This window comes from Bradyrhizobium sp. LM2.9, from assembly GCF_054056555.1.
The window spans coordinates 5,598,086-5,617,650 of the sequence record NZ_JBSRYJ010000002.1; the positions used below are offsets into that span (position 1 = coordinate 5,598,086).

The window sequence follows — 19,565 nt, forward strand, 5'->3', positions numbered from 1 at the left end:
CCCCTTGCGGAGAACGTGGCGCGAAGCGCCGGATGAGGGGTTCTCTCCTCGAGCACAGATGCGGGTGAGTTCGGCGAGACAGGCCCCGCACCCGTCTCGCCGCTGCGCGGCGAGCCACCCTCCCCCGCAAAGGGCAAGCGGGGGGAGGGAGAAGAAACCTCAATCCAGCTTTGCCTCCATGCCCCGCTTCACCGCCGGGCGGGCCATCAGGGCCTCGTACCAGCGCTTGACGTTGGGGAAATCGGCCAGCTCAACCTTGTGGCGAGGGTGGCGCCATGCCCAGCCCAGGATGGCAAAATCGGCAACCGAGATCTCGCCGGCAACGAAATCGCGGTCCGCTAGCCGGCGGTCGAGCACGCCGTAGAGTCGGCGCGTCTCGGCCATATAGCGCTTGAGGCCGTAGGCGCGGTCCTGCTCGCTCTCGAGCGCGATAAAATGGTGCACCTGGCCCGGCATCGGGCCGAAGCCGCCCATCTGCCACATCAGCCATTCATAGACCGGGATGCGGCCGGTCAGCGATTTCGGCAGGAATTTGCCGGTCTTTTCGCCGAGATAAAGCAGGATCGCGCCGGACTCGAAGAGGCTGACGGGCTTGCCGTCCGGCCCCTCGGGGTCGAGGATCGCCGGAATCTTGTTGTTGGGTGAGAGCTTCAGGAAATCCGGCGCCATCTGCTCGCCCTTGCTGATGTTCACCGGCACCACCTTGTAGGGCAGCCCCATTTCCTCCAGCGCGACCGAGATCTTGCGGCCGTTCGGCGTGTTCCAGGTGTGCAGCTCGATGGTCATTTTTCGCGTTTCCTTGCCCCGTTTCCTTGCGCAGTTTCCTTGCGCAGTGGCCCAGTTTCCTGCCCAAGAGATATCTGGCATCCACCTACTCCAGAAGGTTGCACCCCCACAACCGGCGGGCCGGGATGGCCGATCCCTGTTGACGGGGGAAGCCCCCTCTGGAATGTCGCGTCCGTCGCGGATAAATTCCGCCACTTCCAAAAACGCTCCCGAGGGCCCGCCGTGTCTAAATCCGCCTCCCGCGCCCGACTGTTCGAGATCATCCGCCGGCGCTCCTTCGGCCGCGGCGAGGTGACGCTCGCGTCGGGCCGCAAGAGCGATTTCTACTTCAACCTCAAGCCGACCATGCTCGATCCGGAGGGCGCCACTCTGCTTGCCGAACTGACCTATGAAGCGCTGAAGGACGACCAGCTCGATTTCATCGGCGGGCTCGAGATGGGCGCGGTGCCGCTGGCCGGCGCGCTGGCGCAGATCTCCTGGATCAAGGGCCATCCGATCGCGGCCTTCTTCGTGCGCAAGAAGCCGAAGGAGCATGGCGCGAAGCTCGTCATCGAGGGACTGCCCAGGGGCGAGACACTCGAGGGCAAGCGCGTCGTTATTGTCGAGGATGTCACCACCACCGGCGGCTCGGCGCTGAAAGCGGTGGAATCCGTGCGCGAGGCGGGCGCCGAAGTGGTGCTGGTGCTGACCATGGTGGACCGCGAGGAAGGCGCCGACGACACATTTGGCGCGGCCGGCCTGCCGTTCCGCTCGCTGTACAAGGCCTCGGAGTTTTTGAAGGCTTAAGGGCGCCCCGTCCCGGGCGCAGCGCAGCATCCGGGGCACGAAGCCTCGCCCTCAACCGCTCATTTACCACCCCGCGTTATGGTGAATCATGTGCTGAGATCTGATGGTCCCGGCCGGTCGCGTAGCGTCGGGTGGAGTAAGCGTTTGCGTACAGTCATGTCCCATGCGCGCCGGCGGCGGCGCGTGATGCTTGTCGCCGCCACACTGGCAGCACCGCTGCTTGCGGCTCCGGCCCCGGTTTCGGCCGAAGGCCTGTTCGACTTCTTCTTCGGCGGAATGCAGCAGCAGCGGCCGCAGCGTGAGGTGCCGCAACAGGCGAGCTCCTACACCGACCCCTTCACCGGCCAGCAGAACGCCGCATCCCCGCAATACGTGCCGCCGACGCGATCGGCGGCGGCCGGCGGCTCGGGACCCGCATTCTGCGTGCGCAGCTGCGACGGCAAATATTTTCCCCTGATGCGCGGCCTCACCTCGCCTGCGCAGATGTGTCAGGCATTCTGTCCTGCCAGCACGACAAAAATCTATTTCGGCTCCTCGATCGACGGCGCCGCGTCGCAGACCGGCGAGCGCTACGCCGAAAGCGAGAATGCGTTCGCCTATCGCAAGGCGCTGCGCGCCGACTGCACCTGCAACGGCCGCGAGCCGGTCGGCCTCGCTCCGGTCGATCTGGCACTGGACTCGTCGCTGAAACCCGGCGACGTGATCGCCACCACCGACGGCCTCGTCGCCTACACCGGCATCCGCGTCGGTAACGACCAGGCTGCCGACTTCACCCCGGTTGCCTCCTATCCCGGCCTCACGGCGCAGGTTCGCGCGCGCCTCGGCGAGATGAGGGTGGCGCCGGTGCGCGCAGAGACGGTCGCGGCGGATGCCCCCGCCGCGGAGATCGTGCGCGAGACGCTGCCCGACGTGACGGTGCCGAAGACGCAGAAGCCTGCGAAGCGGGCGGGGCTGGATTGAGATCCTCATGGTGAGGAGGCGCGTAGCGCCGTCTCGAACCATAGAGGCCCGACTCGGGCAGCTCGACCTTCATCCTTCGAGACGCGCGCAAGCGCGCTCCTCAGGATGAGGAGCGAGAGCACTACCTACCGATGATCACCCCGATCACGTTCGGCGCCGCCAGATATTTCTCCTCGATCGCCGCGCGCGCGGCGGCGCGGTTGTCCGCCGTGAGCAGGCCGCGCTTTTCGGCCAAGATCATCCAGCAAAAGCCCCACCAGTCGGTGAGCATGCCCTGATCGTCGACGAGGTCATAACCCTGCTCGGCTGCAAAGATGCGCGCATGCGCTTCGTCCAGCGTGTCGAGAAACAGATGGTCCTCGGCCGAGAACAAATCGTCGCTGACGTCGTCGATGGTGTAACGCCAGATCGACTGGCACACCGCATTGAACTCGCGGTCGAACTGGTCGTCATCGACGGCGTAGCGCCGCGCCGCCTGATGCAGCCGCGATAGCGACCGCGCGAAATCGGCGATCCTGGTGAGCGCAAATTGATCGAAGGCAATGGTGGACATGTAGTCCTCGCAAAGTCTGACGGACGCTAGATATGGTGTCGGCCGCACGCCGAATCACAATGATATATCAAAGACTTGCTAAAGTGTTCTTAATTCGTTCTGATGCCAGGCGCCGTTGTTTGAGAAGCGTCGTCCTGGCGAAAGCCAGGACCCATTACCCCGGTGAGCGTTGCTTTTGCGAGGTTGGGCCATGAGCGCGAGCAGCTACTTCGTCTACATTCTCGCAAGCCGCCATCACGGCACGATCTATATCGGCGTCACCAACGACATCCGCGCGCGGCTTGAGTTACATCGTTCGGGTCGCGGCTCGAAGTTCGTGCAGAAGTACAAGATATTCCGCCTCGTTCACGTCGAAGCGTTCACGACACCGCAGGAGGCGATCGCGCGCGAGAAGCAACTGAAGTTCTGGAAGCGGGACTGGAAGATCAAGCTGATCGAGGAGGAAAATCCCGATTGGAATGATCGGTCGAGCCTTATCTAACAGGCGGGGCAATGGGTCCTGGCTTCCGCCAGGACGACGTGTGGTGGCAGCATTCCCCCAAGCATTGTCGCGCTTTTTAGCGAGCCACTTCCCTCAATTCACCGCCGACATCAGCCTGTCCCCACACGCGCTCGCATAAAACTTGCCGCCGCATTGGCGCTTGATGGCGGCGCAGCGCGTGGCCGGGGATGCGTTTTGCGGGAGAGTGACGCCGCAATTCAGGCCGTCGGCGCTGCGGCCCATCTTGCCGGCGGCGAAGGCTGCGCCGGAGGCGGTGATGCAGACGACGAGGAAGGCGACCGCGGCGATTTCGATCAGCAGTCTCATCAGAGGCTTCATGGGACGTCTCCTCCACACTGAAGGCTGAATCTGCCGCCATTCTAGCACCAAATCCACGTTTCCCCGTAGGCGTCCGGGTTCCCAAATCGGCCCGTTCCTTGCATAATTTTACGCCAGCGCAGTGCACGGCCGCGCCAGCGATGGTTCCGGTACGGTGCCAAGATGCGTAGGGTGAGTAGTAGTCTTTCGACCAGGAAGTGACGGCTTTGCAAGATTCATCGTTCCAGCCCAATTTTCCCGCACCCGCACCCGGCCAGCCCATCGACGAACTCGCACTGGCTGAGATCAAGGGCGCGATCCTGGCGAAGCTGCGCCTCGCCGTCGGCAAGGACGCCGGCATGGCGACCAGGCACGACTGGTACCAGGCCGCGGCGCTGGCGCTGCGCGACCGTATCGTGCATCGCTGGCTCAGCGCGGAGAAACGCAGCTACGATGCCGGGCGCAAGCGCGTCTATTATCTCTCGCTCGAATTTTTGATCGGCCGTCTCTTCACCGACGCGCTCAACAACATGGGGCTTCTCAAGATCTTCGAGGTCGCGCTCGGTGATCTCGGCGTATCGCTGCCGGAGCTGCGCAAATGCGAGCCGGACGCCGCGCTCGGCAATGGCGGCCTCGGCCGCCTCGCCGCCTGCTTCATGGAAAGCATGGCGACGCTGTCGATCCCCGCGATCGGATACGGCATCCGTTATGATTACGGCCTGTTCCGCCAGATCATCAATCAGGGTTGGCAGCAGGAATATCCGGACGAATGGCTCGGCTTCGGCAACCCCTGGGAATTGCAGCGGCCGGAAGTGATCTATGACATCAATTTCGGCGGCGGCATCGAGCATGTCGACGACAAGGGCCGCGACCGCGCGATCTGGCATCCGTCCGAAACCGTGCAGGCGATCGCCTATGATACGCCGATCGTCGGCTGGCGCGGTCAGCACGTCAACGCGCTGCGACTGTGGTCGGCGCGCTCGCCCGATCCGTTGAAGCTCGACGCCTTCAACAAGGGCGACTATGTCAGCGCCACCGCCGAGCAATCGCGCGCGGAAGCGATCTGCAAATTCCTCTATCCGAACGACGAGAGTCCGGCGGGACGCGAGTTGCGGCTGCGCCAGGAATATTTCTTCGTCTCGGCTTCGCTGCAGGATCTGATCAAGCGGCATCTTGCGTCGGACGGCCAACTCCGCGGCCTGTCGAGCAAGGTCGCGGTGCAGCTCAACGACACCCATCCGAGCCTCGCCGTCACCGAGCTGATGCGCATCCTCGTCGACCTGCACAATTTCCGCTGGGACGAAGCCTGGAAGATCACGGTCGCTACGCTATCCTACACCAACCACACGCTGCTGCCCGAGGCGCTCGAGACCTGGCCGGTCGAGCTGTTCGAGCGGCTGCTGCCGCGGCATCTCGAGATCATCTACCGCATCAACGTGCAGCATCTCGCGCTCGCCGAAGCGCGCGCGCCCGGCGACATCGACTTCCGTGCCTCGGTCTCGCTGATTGACGAGAGGAGCGGGCGGCGCGTGCGCATGGGCCAGCTCGCCTTCGTCGGCTCGCACCGCATCAACGGCGTCTCGGCGATGCATTCGGACCTGATGCGCGAGACCGTGTTCCACGACCTCAACCATCTTTATCCCGGCCGCATCACCAACAAGACCAACGGCATCACCTTCCGCCGCTGGCTGATGCTGGCGAACCCGAAGCTGACAGATTTGTTGCGCGAGACCTGCGGCGACGCCGTGCTCGACGATCCGACGCAGCTCAGCCTGATCGAAGCCCGCGCCAGCGACGTCGAATTCCAGCGCAAATTCCGCGCGGTCAAGCTTCACAACAAGACCGCGCTGGCGCGCCTGATCGGCGAGCGGCTCGGCATCAAGGTCGATCCGACCGCGCTGTTCGACGTGCAGATCAAGCGCATCCACGAATACAAGCGCCAGCTTCTCAACGTCATCGAGACAGTCGCGCTGTACCAGGCGATCAAGGACGATCCCAGCGGCAATTGGGTGCCGCGGGTGAAGATCTTTGCGGGCAAGGCGGCCGCGAGCTACCGCTACGCCAAGCTGATCATCAAGCTGATCAACGACGTTGCGGAAGTCATCAATAACGATCCCGCGATCGACGGCAAGCTCAAGGTCGTCTTCCTGCCGGACTACAATGTCAGCCTCGCCGAGGTGATCATTCCGGCGGCCGACCTGTCCGAGCAGATCTCGACTGCCGGCATGGAAGCCTCCGGCACCGGCAACATGAAGCTGTCGCTGAACGGTGCTCTCACCATCGGCACGCTCGACGGCGCCAACATCGAGATCCGCGACCATGTCGGCGCGGAGAACATCGCGATCTTCGGCATGGAAGCCGGCGACGTGATGATGCGGCGCAAGCAGGGGCTGGACGCCTCCGACGTGATCCGCAATTCGCCAAAGCTCCAGCGCGCCATCAATGCGATCGGCGCCGGCGAGTTCTCGCCCGGCGATCCCGGCCGCTTCGAATCCATCGCGCACGCGCTACGCTACCTCGACCATTACATGGTCAGCGCCGATTTCGATTCTTATTACGAGGCGCAGCGCAGCGTCGATGCGCGCTGGCAAGTGGCGCCGGCCTGGACGCGCGCCTCCATCCTCAACGTCGCGCGCATGGCGTGGTTCTCCTCCGACCGTACCATCCGCGAATATGCCGAGGAAATCTGGAATGTACCGGTCAATCCGATCACGCCGCCATTCCAGGACGCGGAGGACCAGCGCGGCGCGGCCGGCTGATTTTCCGCAGCGTGAAATCGGCTACTCCAGAGGTAATTGCACAGGCCAGCGACGGACGTGATATGACGTCCGTCATTGAGCGCCGGACATGACAATGCACGCCAAGCTTCCGCACCCTTTCGACGACGCCACCCGCATCACCGCGGGCGATAGCAGCTGGCAAGGGCACTCACACCAGTGACGATTACTGGGCCTTCGTCGGCCCGTTCGGCGGCGTCACCGCGGCGACCATTTTGCGCGCGCTGATCGACCATCCGGAACGCGCCGGTGATCCGCTGGCGCTTACCGTCAATTACTGCGCGCCGATCGCGAAGGGGCCGTTTGATCTCGACCTGCGGCTAGTGAAGGCCAACCGCTCCAGCCAGCACTGGAACGTCGAACTGTCGCAAGGCGGCGGCGAGGTCGCAACGCTCGCCACTGCCGTATTCGCCGAACGCCGGCCGTCCTGGGAGCACAGGGTGGCGCAATATCCTGACACTAAGCCGTTCGAAGAGACGCTGCCGTTCCCGAAGATCGCGGCGTCCTGGGCCAACCAGTATGAATTCCGGTTTGTCGAGGGCGAGATGAGGATCGGGCCGCCGCAGGCCGAGCTCGCCAGCACCTATTCAAAAATATGGATCGGCGACCGCACGCCACGCAAGCTCGACATGCCGTCGCTGATGTCGATGTCGGACGCCTTCTTCGGCCGCATCTTCCACGCGCGGCGCGAGCTGGTGCCGTTCGGCACGGTGTCGCTGACGACGTATTTTCACACTGACAGTGAAGAGCTCGCGGCCGAGGACATCACCCGTGTGCTCGCGACGGCCGACGCGAAGATCATGCACAAGAGCTACGCCGACCAGAACGCCGAGCTGTGGTCCCCGAACGGGCGACTGCTCGCGACGACAACGCAGATTGCGTATTTCAAGGCGTAGGCGCTTCCCGTCTCTCCTTGCGGGAGAGGGTGGCTCGTCGCGAAGCGACGAGACGGGTGAGAGGTTCTCTCCGCGAGCGCTTCCTTGCGGTTGAACGCGCGGAGAGAACCCCTCATCCGGCGCTTCGCGCCACCTTCTCCCGCAAGAGGGAAGGAAAGACAAAAGGGCGGCCTCGCGGCCGCCCTTTTGCGTTTCAAGCGGTGCGAGCTTACTCCGCCGCGAGCTTCACGTCCGGCGCAGCGGCGCGGACCTCGGCGTCGACCTGCGCTTCGAACTTGGCAAAGTTCTTCTGGAACATGCCGACCAGCGCACGGGCGGTCTTGTCGAACTCGTCCTTGTCCTTCCAGGTGTTGACCGGGTTGAGGATCTCGCTCGGCACGCCCGGCAGCGCGGTCGGGACCGCGAAGCCGAAATATTTGTCGGTGCGGAATTCGACGTTGCGAAGCGAGCCGTCGAGCGCGGCGGTGAGCAGCGCGCGCGTCACCTTGATCGGCATGCGCGAGCCGGTGCCGTACTTGCCGCCGGTCCAGCCGGTGTTGACCAGCCAGCAGTCGACATTGTGCTGGGCGATCAGGTCGCGCAGCATGTTGCCGTAGACGGAGGGGTCGAGCGGCAGGAAGGGCGAACCGAAGCAGGTCGAGAATTCCGGCTGGGGCTCGTTGCCGAGACCGCGCTCGGTGCCGGCGACCTTGGCGGTGTAGCCCGACAGGAAGTGATACATCGCCTGCGCCGGCGACAGCTTGGCAATCGGCGGCAGCACGCCGAAGGCATCGGCGGCGAGCATCACCACGTTCTTCGGCTGCGGCGCGCGGCCGGTGCGCGAGGCGTTCGGGATGAATTCGAGCGGATAGGCCGAACGCGTGTTCTCGGTCTTGGAGCCGTCGTCGAAATCGACCACGCGAGTGTCTTCGTCGAGCACGCAGTTCTCGAGCACCGCGCCGAAGCGCGTCGAGGCCGCGTAGATCTCGGGCTCGGCTTCCTGCGACAGCTTGATGCACTTGGCATAGCAGCCGCCTTCGAAATTGAAGACACCGTTCGGGCCCCAGCCGTGCTCGTCGTCGCCGATCAGCGTGCGGTTGGGATCGGCGGACAGCGTGGTCTTGCCGGTGCCGGACAAGCCGAAGAAGATCGCGGCATCGCCCTTGGCGCCGACATTGGCCGAGCAGTGCATCGGCATCACGCCACGCTCCGGCAGATAGTAGTTCAGCGTGGTGAAGACCGACTTCTTCATCTCGCCGGCATAATAAGACCCGCCGATCAGCACGATCTTGCGGGCGAAATCGATCGCGACGACGTTCTCCGACTTGCAGCCATGGCGCTTCGGATCGGCGCGGAAGCTCGGCATGTCGATGATGGTGAGCTCCGGCGTGAAGCTCGGCAGCTCGACCGCCTCAGGGCGGATCAGCAGCGTGCGGATGAACAGCGAATGCCAGGCGAGCTCGGTGAAGACGCGAGTCTTGATCCGGTAGGCCGGATCGGCGCCGCCGTAGAGGTCCTGTGCGAACAGCGACTTGCCTTCGGCGTGCTTGAGGAAGTCCTGGTAGAGCGTCTCGAACTGCTCAGCCGTGATCGACTGGTTGCCGGCCCACCACATCTTCTTGTCGGTGGTGGCGTCGCGCACCGTGAACTTGTCCTTCGGGCTGCGACCCGTGAACTCGCCGGTGTCGGCGCAGAGCGCGCCGTCGGCCGACAGCACCGCCTCGCCCGCGGAGAGCGAGTATTGATAGAGCTGCGGCGCACCGAGGTTCCAGTGAACCTGTTTGAGATTCTTTAAACCGAATTTGTCGGCACCGAAGGCACCGTTGCGCACGCCCGTCTCTTGCACGAAAAATCCTCCTAGAACTCGCGGCTCTCAGCGCGATCATGCTTTAGCGCCGTCGCGGTCACCGTGAATGATAGGCCATCCGGCCTCGGCTGGGCGACCTAATACTGATGAACGCTGGCGTTGCCAAGCTGATCCCGCAGGATTTGGTTTATTCAAGGACCGCGCCAAACGCCGCGCATGTCAGCTCTGAGCAGGCGCATCAAAAAAATCACGAATGATCGCGCAACCAAATGCACGTTTCGACGTTTCCCAAGGTTATTGCGACGCACAAATGCCCAAGGACAGTTTCTCTGAGCAATTTCTAACGCCGTCCTATCGTGCCTCGCCTTCGCCGATGAGCGCGAACGGCCCCCACATCGCGGGATAGGCATTGCGCGGTGACGAGGTGTCATCAACATAGGTTAACATCGCGCGGCGCAAAGCTCCGGCACGACCGATTTTTGGATCGTTTTTGAGCAACTCGAAAGTCGTCGCGGTCAGGCGGGTGGCAGCTTCCGAATCCACCGCCCAATGCGAGACCAGCAGGGAGCGGGCGCCGGCGTAGAAGAACGAGCGCGCCAATCCCGACAGCGCCTCGGCGCCGGGCTTGTCGCCTGCGATGGTGTTGCAGGCTGACAGCACAACCCAATCCGCATTGAGCTTGAGCTGGGCGACTTCAGTCGTCGTCGAGCTCCGTGGGCTGATCGGGAATGGAGAGCGCGAGCGAAGGCTCACCCCGATCCTTGATATCGCCGGCAACGAGGCCGTGGATGGCAAAGTAGATGATGCCGTATTGAGCAAGCGCCGCACGCTTGAGCGTCGTTTCGCTGGCGTCGCGGCCGAGATGGATATCGGCCTCGGCAGCCCCGACATCCCTGGCCACCGCGTTCAATTCGTCCGCGGTATCCGGCAGCTGCGGCAACGCCTGCGCAAGCCGCGCGCGATCGACGCCGGCACCGCGCCAGAAGTCGGTATAGGCGATGGTCGCGATGCTGCGCGCGGCGACCTTGCCGTTCGCGGTGCGCCGCTCGGCGGGCGCTTCAAGTGCAGGATTGAACACGGGATCGCCAAAGCCGGTCATCGGCTTCACGCCATGATCCCTCCGCGCGAAGGCGCGCAGCGATTTCAGGCTGACCACCGACGGCAGCACCGAGACGGCCTGACGCCGCAGCAGCTAGGCGGCGCCGCGATAGCCTTCGAGCACACCTAGGTTGTTCAACGCGGCGGAGAGTTCGCGACCGGTGTCGCTCTTCTCCGGGCTCGCGACCATGCCTTGCGCCAAAGGCAGTGCTTCCGAATATTGGCCGGCGCTCATGAGTGCGTTGATCCGCGCGCTCTCCGCGGCGAGACCTTTCTGGGCAAGGCCTTTTCTGCGCAAAGCTTGGCGTGACAAGCGATGCGGTAATCGAGAGCGCCAAACTCGCAACCAGCGCCAGTCGATTATATCCTGCCATGAACAGCTCGCCGTCGCCTTCGGGTCGCGGCGATGGGCAGCAGCGTTCAAATTTTTGCGCTCTGGTCCGTCTTTGTGCGCGCTTGGCCAGCGAGGCGGACCAACATCTTGCGCAGCGCCGTGCCATCAGCCACCCGCTCCGGGAAGTCCAGCCGCAGCGTGGTTTGACCGTCCTGCATGTCGATGCCCTCAGGATCGCAACCGGTGCAGCGCCAGTCGCCCTCGGCCGCGTCGAGCAGTTTTGTTGCATAGAGGCCCATGGCGGCGCGGTGGTCGGCATTCATGTGCGCGACCGCTCCCTCCTCCGCCGCCAGCAAATCCTCGGCCCCGGCGAGGTCCGTGAGGAATTGCTCGGGCCTGAGATCGACGATGCGGCCGAAGCCGGCAACCAGATGGGTTCCCGTGGGCCGGATCCGGTAGAAGGAGAAATCCTTGAAGGAAACAGACGCTTCCGCAGAGGGATGGGCAGCGAGATACCGTCGCCGGAGCAGATCCTTGTCGGCATCGGCCTGCTCGGCGTGACCGGACAGCATGATCCGGGCGCCCTCCAGGGGATCGCCCGCCGCCCGCTCGTCCAGCATCAGGGAGACCCGGCTATCGGCCAGGATGTTCCTGGTGTGCACGGCCAATCCCGAGATCAGCAGGATGGGCGAGCCGTCTGGATGGCTGGCCAGATTGACCAGGGAACAATAGGGATCGCCGCTGCCGGCCATCAACGTTGCCAGGGCCCCCTGCCGCGACCGCCGCAGCAGCGATTTGGCGAGCTTTCCGGGGTCGAAATCGGAGGTCGGTTGCATCGGCTTTCTCGGCTCAGGTGGTTGCATGGAGGGCCATTTTTCGGGTAAACCGGGGCCCGGTTATGGGTCGAGATACGGCGAACCTGCCGTGTTTCGTGGAACTTGGTCACACTTCAGCCTAGCTTGCATTGCTCGGTAACAAGGTTCGACTGCCAAATCGGCACCCATCTATGCGGCGCACCACTGGATTGCTCGCCGTTTTAAGCCACGATTCAAACGGAAAGCAGAAAGCAGAGGCTCATGCCCACAATCGCTTTGGTCGACGACGACCGCAACATTCTCACATCCGTCTCGATCGCGTTGGAAGCCGAAGGCTACCGCATCATGACCTACACCGACGGCGCCTCCGCGCTTGACGGTTTCCGCACCACCCAACCCGATCTTGCCATCCTCGACATCAAGATGCCGCGCATGGACGGGATGGAGACGCTGCGCCGTCTCAGGCAGAAATCCGACCTGCCGGTGATCTTCCTGACTTCCAAGGACGAAGAGATCGACGAACTGTTCGGCCTCAAGATGGGCGCCGACGACTTCATCCGGAAGCCGTTCTCGCAGCGCCTGCTGGTCGAGCGCGTCAAGGCCGTGCTGCGCCGGTCGGCGCCGAAGGACCCGACCGTCACGCCGAAGGAGAACGACGCCAAGGCGCTCGACCGCGGCCTGCTGCGCATGGATCCGGAACGGCATACCTGCACCTGGAAGAACGAGCCGGTGACGCTGACCGTTACCGAATTTCTGATCCTGCAGGCGCTCGCGACCCGGCCCGGCGTGGTGAAGAGCCGCAACGCGCTGATGGACGCCGCCTATGACGATCAGGTCTATGTCGACGACCGCACCATCGACAGCCACATCAAGCGACTGCGCAAGAAGTTCAAGGTGGTCGACAACGAGTTCGAGATGATCGAGACGCTCTATGGCGTCGGCTACCGCTTCAAGGAAGCCTGAGGCGCACGCGCCTTCACCAAAGACTGAGAGCATCGCCGGTTCTGATTCCATCACGACCGGGATGGCTCTAGGATGCGAGGACCTTCGCACGAGTTGTCCTAACGCGGGCGTGAGCATTGCTTGACCGAACGCAGCCTGACGAGAACCAGAACGCCGAGGACGTCACCGCCCACGGCGATCCGGATCAATTGGCCGATGACAAGCCGGCCGTGCACGGCTGGCGGCCGCTGAACTGGCTGACGCGCGCCGGGCAGTTCTTCTTCGCGCTGTCCTTCTCGAGCCTGACCCGCCGCATCGTCTCGCTCAACCTCGCCGGCCTTGTGGCGCTGGTGGCGAGCATCCTTTATCTGTCGCAGTTCCGCGCCGGCCTGATCGACGCGCGCGCGCAGAGCCTGCTGGTGCAGGCGGAGATCATCGCCGGCGCGATCGCGGCCTCCGCGACGGTGCAGACCAACGCCATCACCATCGATCCCGACCGGCTGCTCGACCTCAAGCCGGGCGAGACCTATGGCGGGTCGGACGAGTATTCGCCGCTGGATTTTCCGATCAATCCGGAGCGCGTGGCGCCGGTGCTGCGCACGCTGATCTCGCCGACCAAGACGCGCGCCCGCATCTACGACCCGAACGGCAGCCTGCTGGTCGACAGCCGCAGCCTCGAGACCGTGGTGCGCTTCCCCCTGCCGTCGGTCTCCGCCGAGAACCCGGGCATCGTCGAACGCGGCATGGTCGCGGTCCGCACCTGGCTGAACCGCGGCGACCTGCCGCTCTATCGCGAGCTCGGGCCCGAGAACGGCAACGGCTATGCGGAGGTGGGCGACGCGCTCCATGGCCAGAAGCGCTCGATGGTGCGGGTCAATTCGCGCGGCGAGGTGATCGTCTCGGTCGCGGTCCCCGTGCTGCGCTCGCGCGCCATCCACGGCGCGCTGATGCTGTCGACGCAGGGCGACGACATCGACCAGATGGTCACCGCCGAGCGCCTCGCTATCCTCAAAGTGGGCGGCGTCGCCGCCGCGGTCATGATCATGCTGTCGCTGCTGCTTGCGAGCACGATCGCGGGGCCCGTGCGCCGGCTTGCCGACAGCGCCGAACGCATCCGCCGCCGCATCAATACCCGCGTCGAGATTCCCGACTTCACCCGCCGCCGCGACGAGATCGGCCATCTCTCCGGTGCGCTGCGCGACATGACCAGCGCGCTCTACAGCCGCATCGAGGCGATCGAGATGTTCGCTGCCGACGTCGCGCACGAATTGAAGAACCCGCTGACCTCTTTGCGCTCCGCGGTCGAGACGCTGCCGCTGGCGCGCAACGACAACAGCCGCGCACGCCTGCTCGAAGTGATCGAGCATGACGTCAAGCGGCTCGACCGGTTGATCTCGGACATCTCCGACGCCAGCCGCCTCGATGCCGAACTGCAGCGCCAGGATGCGATCCCGGTCGACCTGCGCCGCCTGTTGACGACGCTCGTCTCCGTCGCCAATGAAACCAAGCTCGGCCATGACGTCGCGGTCGAAACGCGCTTGGAAGGCCGCAGCCCGACCGACAGTTTCGCCGTGACCGGCCACGATTCGCGGCTCGGACAGGTGGTCTCCAACCTGCTCGCCAACGCACAATCCTTCTCCGAGCCCGGCAACAAGGTGCGCCTCACCTGCCGCCGCGTGCGCGGAGAGATCGAGATCGTGGTCGACGACGACGGTCCCGGCATTCGCGACGACGCGCTGCAACGCATCTTCGAGCGCTTCTACACCGACCGACCACATCAGGGCTTTGGCCAGAACTCCGGCCTCGGCCTGTCGATCTCCAAGCAGATCATCGACGCCCATGGCGGACGCATCTGGGCGGAGAACCGCCCTGGCCCGGCGGACGAGGACGGAGCGCCTACCGCTGTCGGCGCGCGCTTCGTGGTGAGGCTGCCGGCGCTATGAGCGAGGGCGGTCCCAGCATTCACGCCTCCGCCGTCAAGGTGGGAGATCTGGCGGTGCTGATCCGCGGGCCTTCCGGCTCCGGCAAGTCGCGCCTTGCGTTCGATTTGATCATGGCGGGGCGCAGCGGCGTGGTCGAAAGGGCCGTTCTGGTCGGTGATGACCGTGTCCATCTGGCGACAGTCGGCCGCGAAATTGAGGTCCGCCCGAGCAGGACACTGGCCGGCCTGATCGAAATCCGGGGGCTGGGAATCCGCCGCTGCGACTTCGTGGAGCATGCGACCGTCGGCCTCGTGGTCGATCTCGACGCAGCGGACGCGGAGCGGCTGCCAGCGGCCGAATCCCTGAAAACAAGCATTTTAGGTGCCGAAATACCGCGAATCCCAGTTGGCCGCGACTATTCGCCACTTCCTTTGGTTGTTGCCGCCTTGACCACTACCAAGAGTTCATCTTCCGTTAACCCTTCAGACGATTGTTTGAAGGGAAATGGTAACCATATGAGCCCCACACTCGCGACCGAATAGACCGGCGCAGCTCCCCTCATCCATCCGTCTAGATTCAGGGAGATACGCAACATCCCCTCTTGCGCGGGGGCTCTGGATGGTCAAAGTGGCGCGTTCGTGCGGTGCACCAAAAGCGCCCGCGAGGAGTTTTCCGATGATTGGTCTAGTACTTGTGACCCACGGGCGCCTTGCCGACGAATTCAAGGCAGCGCTTGAACATGTCATGGGCCCACAAAAGCAAATCGAAGCGATCACGATCGGCGCCGAAGATGATTCCGATCTCTGTCGAAGCGACATCATAGAAGCGGTTAACCGCGTCGATTCCGGCGACGGCGTCGCGATCCTCACCGACATGTTTGGCGGCACGCCGTCGAACCTCGCAATATCCTGCATGAGCCGGCCGAAGGTCGAAGTGCTCGCGGGCATCAACCTTCCCATGCTGGTGAAGCTCGCCAAGGTACGCGAGGAGCGTCCGCTGCCCGACGCGATCGCGATGGCGCAGGAAGCGGGCCGCAAATACGTCACCATTGCCAGCCGCGTGCTCGCCGGCAAATGAGCGACGAGGCGCCGCAAGCCGGGACGGGTGTGCCCGCGGGCGCGATCTCCAAAGACCTCCTGATCATCAACAAGCGCGGCCTGCACGCGCGGGCCTCCGCAAAATTCGTCCAGGCCGTCGAGCGCTTCAACGCGCAGGTCTGGGTGACGCGCGGCGGCGAGACCGTCGGCGGGACCTCGATCATGGGCCTGATGATGCTCGCCGCTGGTCCCGGCACGACCATTACTGTGGCGGCCGCCGGCGACGATGCCGAAGCCGCGCTCGCCGCAATCACCGAGCTCGTTGAAAGCAAATTCAACGAGGAAGGGATTTAGGCGGCTTCGCCTCGATCATTTCCCCGGCGGCGCGATGTAGATATTCCAGCTCATCGACGGACCGGCCTTGCCGTGAGTGAATCGGCGCGTCGTCATCACGATGCGCTCGGCGTTCGGCGCAACCTCGGACACCCATTTCTCGAACGCCGGCAAGCGACCGTCGGCCGGATCGAACACGCCGATGAAGCCGTATCGCTTGACGTCATCGGGCGAGATCAACCCGGATCCCCAGGCTTCGAGCGGCGTGAACGCGGCCGGATGGTCCGGGCTGTAGAACACCATCGGCTGGATCGATTCCATGGTGCCGGCGACGACCGCCCAGCGCGAGGCGAAGCGCGCGTGCCAGGCCTGCGTCAGCTCGCGCGCGAGATCCGAGCGCGCGCCATAGGTCGCCGTGTTGCCGGCATTGGCCGCCATCTCGCGCGCGGCGATCCAGGGCGAGGCAGCGAGCGTCGCGACGCTGAGCACGAGCCAGATCGCGACAATGTTGAACAGCGCAGCACCCTGCACCCGCAACGCCGGGATCGCGACCAGCGCGAGCGGCACCAGGAAGAACAGCGAGATGCCCCAGTCGGTCTTCATGTAGATGCTGAAGGCCAGCGCGCCGAGCGCAGGGCCGAATGCGACGATGATCTGGATGATCCAGACGTTGCGCGCCTGCGAAAGGTTCACACCGGGATTCGCGCCGCGCGCCCAGGCCCGCGTGACGATGCGCAAGGGCGCGCGCATGAGCAGCGAGACCCAATGCGGCACAAGGGCCATCGCCAGCGCGGCCAGCGCCACCGGCAATGCCAGCAACGCGAGATTATGCAGGGCATAGCCGGCCACGAGCTGATGCACCTGGCCGCTGTCCTCGAGGCTGTAGGTGTCGCCGGCATAGGTCAGCGGCACGAAATGCGCATCCGCCAGCCAGACGATGTGCGGGATCATCGCCACCACCATCGTCACGATCGCAACCCATGGCGCCGGCGACGACAGGAACCTCATCCGCTCTGGATGGATCAACGCGGCAAACCCGATGGCGCCGATCATGGTCAGCACCCAGTATTTGGTCATCAGCGCCAGCGCGCCGGCAAGTCCGAGCAAGACTCCGGATTGCCAGCTCCGCTTCTCGAACGCATTGAGATAGGCGAGCACGAGGAGCGGCAAAGTGACGAGCTGGAGTAGGTCGGGATTGTACTTGAAACCCTTGAAATTGAAGATCGGGTAGAGCGCGACCATCACCACGACCAGGAACGCGCGCCGCGCATCCACGACGCGCAACGCGATGAGCCAGCAGATCACCATGCCGACGCTGACGGTCGCCATCGCCAGCGCATAGGTCGCCCAGTCCGTCGGCGGGAACGCCATGAACCAGACGCCGGCGACCCAGCCCGACAGCGGCGGGTGCTTGCCATAGCCCCACAGGAATTTCTGCCCCCAGCCCCAGGCTTCTGCGACGTCCATGTGAACGTCCTGCGCGGCCTTCAGGTTGATCAGGATGAAGGTCCAGAGCACCGCATGCAGGATGGCGAGCTGGATCACCAGCCAGAGGCGCGCCTCCGGCCGGGTCGCGCTGGCAACCAGCCAGGCCCGAAAGCGGGCATAGCTCACCCGGGACTTCGCGCGCGCTCGGGCAGACGGGATCGAGGTCGTGGACATGGGCCGTTGCGTAGCGCGTTTTGGCACCTGGTGGAATCAGCTTGGCGTGAACAAAGGCCCTGAAATTACAGCAATATGGTTGCCGCACGGGGATGTGAGTGGTATCCCGCGCCCATGACGACCGTCCCCATTTCCAACATTCGCAATTTCTCCATCGTCGCCCATATCGACCATGGCAAATCGACGCTGGCCGACCGTCTGATCCAGATCACCGGCGGCCTCACCGACCGCGAAATGGCCGGGAAGGAGCAGGTGCTCGATTCCATGGACATCGAGCGCGAGCGCGGCATCACCATCAAGGCGCAGACGGTTCGGCTGAAATACCACGCCAAGGACGGCAAGGATTACATCTTCAACCTGATGGACACGCCGGGCCATGTCGACTTCGCCTACGAAGTCTCGCGGTCGCTGGCGGCCTGCGAGGGTTCCCTGCTGGTGGTCGACGCCAGCCAGGGCGTGGAAGCGCAGACGCTTGCCAACGTCTACCACGCGCTCGACGCCGGTCATGAGATCGTGCCGGTCCTGAACAAGGTCGACCTTCCCGCCGCCGAACCCGAGAAGATCAGGCAGCAGATCGAAGACGTGATCGGCATCGACGCCTCGGACGCCGTGATGATCTCGGCCAAGACGGGCCTCGGCGTTCCCGACGTGCTCGAAGCGATCGTCACTCGCCTGCCACCGCCGAAGGGCGATCGCGACGCCACGCTGAAGGCGTTGCTGGTCGACAGCTGGTACGACGTCTATCTCGGCGTGGTCGTGCTGATCCGCGTCGTCGACGGCGTGATGAAGAAGGGCGGCCGCATCCGCATGATGGGCACGGGTGCTGCCTATGACGTCGAGCGCGTCGGCTTCTTCACCCCGAAGATGACGCAGGTCGACGAGCTCGGCCCCGGGGAGATCGGCTTCATCACCGCGGCGATCAAGGAGGTTGCCGACACCCGCGTCGGCGACACCATCACCGACGACAGAAAGCCGATCACCGAAATGCTGCCCGGCTTCAAGCCTGCGATTCCGGTGGTGTTCTGCGGCCTGTTTCCAGTCGATGCCGACGACTTCGAAACGCTGCGCGCCGCGATGGGCAAGCTGCGGCTGAACGACGCCAGCTTCTCGTTCGAAATGGAAACCTCGGCCGCACTCGGCTTCGGCTTCCGCTGCGGCTTCCTCGGCCTGTTGCACCTCGAGATCATCCAGGAGCGGCTGTCGCGCGAGTTCGATCTCAATCTGATCGCAACCGCGCCGAGCGTCATCTACAAGATGAAGCTCAACGACGGCACCGAGATCGAGATTCACAATCCCATCGACATGCCTGATGTGGTCAAGATCGCGGAGATCCAGGAGCCCTGGATCGAGGCCACGATCCTCACCCCCGACGAATATCTCGGCAGCGTGCTGAAGCTGTGCCAGGACCGCCGCGGCTCGCAGAAGGAGCTGACCTACGTCGGCTCTCGCGCGATGGTGAAATACGATCTGCCGCTCAACGAAGTCGTGTTCGACTTCTACGACCGCCTGAAATCGGTCTCCAAGGGCTACGCCTCGTTCGACTATCATCTCACCGACTACAAGCCGGCCGATCTCGTCAAGATGCAGATCCTGGTCAACAACGAGCCGGTCGACGCGCTCTCGATGCTGGTCCACCGCACCCGCGCGGAGGGGCGCGGCCGCGCCATGGTCGAGAAGATGAAGGAGCTGATCCCGCCGCACATGTTCCAGATCCCGATCCAGGCGGCGATCGGCGGCAAGGTGATCGCCCGCGAAACGGTGCGCGCCCTGCGCAAGGACGTCACCGCAAAGTGCTACGGCGGCGACATCACCCGTAAGCGAAAACTTCTGGAGAAGCAGAAGGAAGGCAAGAAGAAGATGCGGCAATTCGGCAAGGTCGACATCCCGCAGGAAGCTTTCATTGCCGCGCTGAAGGTGGATAGCTGAGGCGGGGGCTCGGACAGCTCCGATCCGGAACGTTTGGGCCGGAAAATAAAAGACGCGAAAACAACCCCATGCACAGTAGCCGACCCATTGTTGGCGTTGCGCTTTTCGATTTTTACGAAACCGGTTTGACTTGTCGGGCAAAACAGGGGCATG

17 protein-coding genes and 2 pseudogenes are annotated in these 19,565 nt (G+C 64.0%); 11 read left to right on the forward strand and 8 right to left on the reverse strand.

Features of this window, described 5'->3' with window-relative positions; genetic code table 11:
• Window positions 1–159 precede the first annotated feature (159 nt).
• A complete protein-coding gene (locus ACVWW3_RS29025; protein ID WP_456647847.1) occupies window positions 160–786 on the reverse strand; it encodes a glutathione S-transferase family protein in 627 nt (208 codons plus the stop codon).
• 222 nt (window positions 787–1,008) lie between these two features.
• Here ACVWW3_RS29025 and pyrE point away from each other — a divergent pair, with 222 nt between their 5' ends.
• Both pyrE and ACVWW3_RS29035 read left to right on the forward strand, forming a co-directional pair.
• Complete coding sequence (gene pyrE / locus ACVWW3_RS29030) at window positions 1,009–1,572, forward strand: orotate phosphoribosyltransferase (RefSeq protein WP_247348712.1); 564 nt, start codon at window positions 1,009–1,011, stop codon at window positions 1,570–1,572.
• A 186-nt stretch (window positions 1,573–1,758) separates the two neighbouring features.
• Window positions 1,759–2,532, forward strand: coding sequence for a DUF2865 domain-containing protein (locus ACVWW3_RS29035; RefSeq protein WP_456649724.1), 774 nt, complete (start codon window positions 1,759–1,761; stop codon window positions 2,530–2,532).
• 121 nt (window positions 2,533–2,653) lie between these two features.
• Here the strand turns inward: ACVWW3_RS29035 and ACVWW3_RS29040 are convergent, their stop codons facing one another.
• The gene (locus ACVWW3_RS29040; RefSeq protein ID WP_247445369.1) at window positions 2,654–3,085 is read right to left on the reverse strand and encodes a hypothetical protein; all 432 of its coding nucleotides are present in this window, start codon (window positions 3,083–3,085) and stop codon (window positions 2,654–2,656) included.
• Between the two features lie 190 nt (window positions 3,086–3,275).
• Here ACVWW3_RS29040 and ACVWW3_RS29045 point away from each other — a divergent pair, with 190 nt between their 5' ends.
• The gene (locus ACVWW3_RS29045) at window positions 3,276–3,566 is read left to right on the forward strand and encodes a GIY-YIG nuclease family protein (RefSeq protein WP_247348709.1); all 291 of its coding nucleotides are present in this window, start codon (window positions 3,276–3,278) and stop codon (window positions 3,564–3,566) included.
• Window positions 3,567–3,659: 93 nt separating this feature from the next.
• On the opposite strand, the gene ACVWW3_RS29050 is transcribed toward ACVWW3_RS29045, so the two are convergent.
• Window positions 3,660–3,905 (reverse strand): hypothetical protein, encoded by a 246-nt coding sequence (locus tag ACVWW3_RS29050; RefSeq protein WP_247348708.1) that lies wholly within the window; start codon window positions 3,903–3,905, stop codon window positions 3,660–3,662.
• A gap of 206 nt (window positions 3,906–4,111) precedes the next feature.
• On the opposite strand from ACVWW3_RS29050, the gene ACVWW3_RS29055 reads away from it, so the two are divergent.
• Both ACVWW3_RS29055 and ACVWW3_RS29060 read left to right on the forward strand, forming a co-directional pair.
• Window positions 4,112–6,643, forward strand: a complete 2,532-nt coding sequence (locus ACVWW3_RS29055) for a glycogen/starch/alpha-glucan phosphorylase (protein ID WP_456647846.1) — start codon at window positions 4,112–4,114, stop codon at window positions 6,641–6,643.
• A 94-nt stretch (window positions 6,644–6,737) separates the two neighbouring features.
• Window positions 6,738–7,557: pseudogene (locus tag ACVWW3_RS29060) on the forward strand (acyl-CoA thioesterase).
• A gap of 208 nt (window positions 7,558–7,765) precedes the next feature.
• Here ACVWW3_RS29060 and ACVWW3_RS29065 read toward each other — a convergent pair.
• From ACVWW3_RS29065 to ACVWW3_RS29080, 4 genes and pseudogenes are all read right to left on the reverse strand, one after another.
• A complete protein-coding gene (locus tag ACVWW3_RS29065; RefSeq protein ID WP_247445374.1) occupies window positions 7,766–9,382 on the reverse strand; it encodes a phosphoenolpyruvate carboxykinase in 1,617 nt (538 codons plus the stop codon).
• Window positions 9,383–9,694: 312 nt separating this feature from the next.
• A pseudogene (locus ACVWW3_RS29070) lies at window positions 9,695–10,562 on the reverse strand (CHAT domain-containing protein); the annotation flags it as partial.
• Window positions 10,536–10,865, reverse strand: coding sequence for a hypothetical protein (locus ACVWW3_RS29075; protein ID WP_456649838.1), 330 nt, complete (start codon window positions 10,863–10,865; stop codon window positions 10,536–10,538). The gene ACVWW3_RS29075 and the pseudogene ACVWW3_RS29070, both read right to left, overlap by 27 nt.
• A complete protein-coding gene (locus ACVWW3_RS29080) occupies window positions 10,862–11,611 on the reverse strand; it encodes a HugZ family pyridoxamine 5'-phosphate oxidase (RefSeq protein WP_456647845.1) in 750 nt (249 codons plus the stop codon). The genes ACVWW3_RS29075 and ACVWW3_RS29080 overlap by 4 nt, the downstream gene beginning before the upstream one ends.
• A 240-nt stretch (window positions 11,612–11,851) precedes the next feature.
• Between ACVWW3_RS29080 and ACVWW3_RS29085 the strand changes: the two genes are divergently transcribed.
• The 5 genes from ACVWW3_RS29085 to ACVWW3_RS29105 all read left to right on the forward strand — a co-directional run bounded on the left by ACVWW3_RS29085 (window position 11,852) and on the right by ACVWW3_RS29105 (window position 15,845).
• On the forward strand, window positions 11,852–12,553 hold the full coding sequence (locus ACVWW3_RS29085) for a response regulator transcription factor (RefSeq protein ID WP_007597749.1): 702 nt from the start codon (window positions 11,852–11,854) through the stop codon (window positions 12,551–12,553).
• Between the two features lie 116 nt (window positions 12,554–12,669).
• On the forward strand, window positions 12,670–14,475 hold the full coding sequence (locus tag ACVWW3_RS29090) for a sensor histidine kinase (protein WP_247348700.1): 1,806 nt from the start codon (window positions 12,670–12,672) through the stop codon (window positions 14,473–14,475).
• Complete coding sequence (locus tag ACVWW3_RS29095) at window positions 14,472–14,996, forward strand: HPr kinase/phosphorylase (RefSeq protein ID WP_456647844.1); 525 nt, start codon at window positions 14,472–14,474, stop codon at window positions 14,994–14,996. The genes ACVWW3_RS29090 and ACVWW3_RS29095 overlap by 4 nt, the downstream gene beginning before the upstream one ends.
• 133 nt (window positions 14,997–15,129) lie before the next feature.
• Window positions 15,130–15,531, forward strand: coding sequence for a PTS sugar transporter subunit IIA (locus ACVWW3_RS29100; RefSeq protein WP_007597752.1), 402 nt, complete (start codon window positions 15,130–15,132; stop codon window positions 15,529–15,531).
• On the forward strand, window positions 15,528–15,845 hold the full coding sequence (locus tag ACVWW3_RS29105) for an HPr family phosphocarrier protein (RefSeq protein WP_247445378.1): 318 nt from the start codon (window positions 15,528–15,530) through the stop codon (window positions 15,843–15,845). The genes ACVWW3_RS29100 and ACVWW3_RS29105 overlap by 4 nt, the downstream gene beginning before the upstream one ends.
• 15 nt (window positions 15,846–15,860) lie before the next feature.
• Here ACVWW3_RS29105 and ACVWW3_RS29110 read toward each other — a convergent pair whose 3' ends face one another.
• Entirely contained in the window at window positions 15,861–17,486 is a 1,626-nt protein-coding gene (locus ACVWW3_RS29110) for a glycosyltransferase family 39 protein (protein WP_456672223.1), read from the reverse strand.
• Between the two features lie 114 nt (window positions 17,487–17,600).
• Between ACVWW3_RS29110 and lepA the strand changes: the two genes are divergently transcribed.
• On the forward strand, window positions 17,601–19,412 hold the full coding sequence (gene lepA / locus ACVWW3_RS29115; protein ID WP_247348692.1) for a translation elongation factor 4: 1,812 nt from the start codon (window positions 17,601–17,603) through the stop codon (window positions 19,410–19,412).
• Window positions 19,413–19,565: the final 153 nt, after the last annotated feature.

Bases quoted from the DNA above. Each gene is read 5' to 3' on its own strand.
- ACVWW3_RS29100 (WP_007597752.1), top strand. From the start codon at position 15,130: ATGATTGGTCTAGTACTTGTGACCCACGGGCGCCTTGCCGACGAATTC.
- ACVWW3_RS29105 (WP_247445378.1), top strand. From the start codon at position 15,528: ATGAGCGACGAGGCGCCGCAAGCCGGGACGGGTGTGCCCGCGGGCGCG.
- lepA (WP_247348692.1), top strand. From the start codon at position 17,601: ATGACGACCGTCCCCATTTCCAACATTCGCAATTTCTCCATCGTCGCC.
- ACVWW3_RS29050 (WP_247348708.1), bottom strand. From the start codon at position 3,905: ATGAAGCCTCTGATGAGACTGCTGATCGAAATCGCCGCGGTCGCCTTC.
- ACVWW3_RS29095 (WP_456647844.1), top strand. From the start codon at position 14,472: ATGAGCGAGGGCGGTCCCAGCATTCACGCCTCCGCCGTCAAGGTGGGA.
- ACVWW3_RS29080 (WP_456647845.1), bottom strand. From the start codon at position 11,611: ATGCAACCGACCTCCGATTTCGACCCCGGAAAGCTCGCCAAATCGCTG.
- ACVWW3_RS29085 (WP_007597749.1), top strand. From the start codon at position 11,852: ATGCCCACAATCGCTTTGGTCGACGACGACCGCAACATTCTCACATCC.
- ACVWW3_RS29035 (WP_456649724.1), top strand. From the start codon at position 1,759: ATGCTTGTCGCCGCCACACTGGCAGCACCGCTGCTTGCGGCTCCGGCC.
- ACVWW3_RS29045 (WP_247348709.1), top strand. From the start codon at position 3,276: ATGAGCGCGAGCAGCTACTTCGTCTACATTCTCGCAAGCCGCCATCAC.
- ACVWW3_RS29040 (WP_247445369.1), bottom strand. From the start codon at position 3,085: ATGTCCACCATTGCCTTCGATCAATTTGCGCTCACCAGGATCGCCGAT.
- ACVWW3_RS29110 (WP_456672223.1), bottom strand. From the start codon at position 17,486: ATGTCCACGACCTCGATCCCGTCTGCCCGAGCGCGCGCGAAGTCCCGG.
- ACVWW3_RS29025 (WP_456647847.1), bottom strand. From the start codon at position 786: ATGACCATCGAGCTGCACACCTGGAACACGCCGAACGGCCGCAAGATC.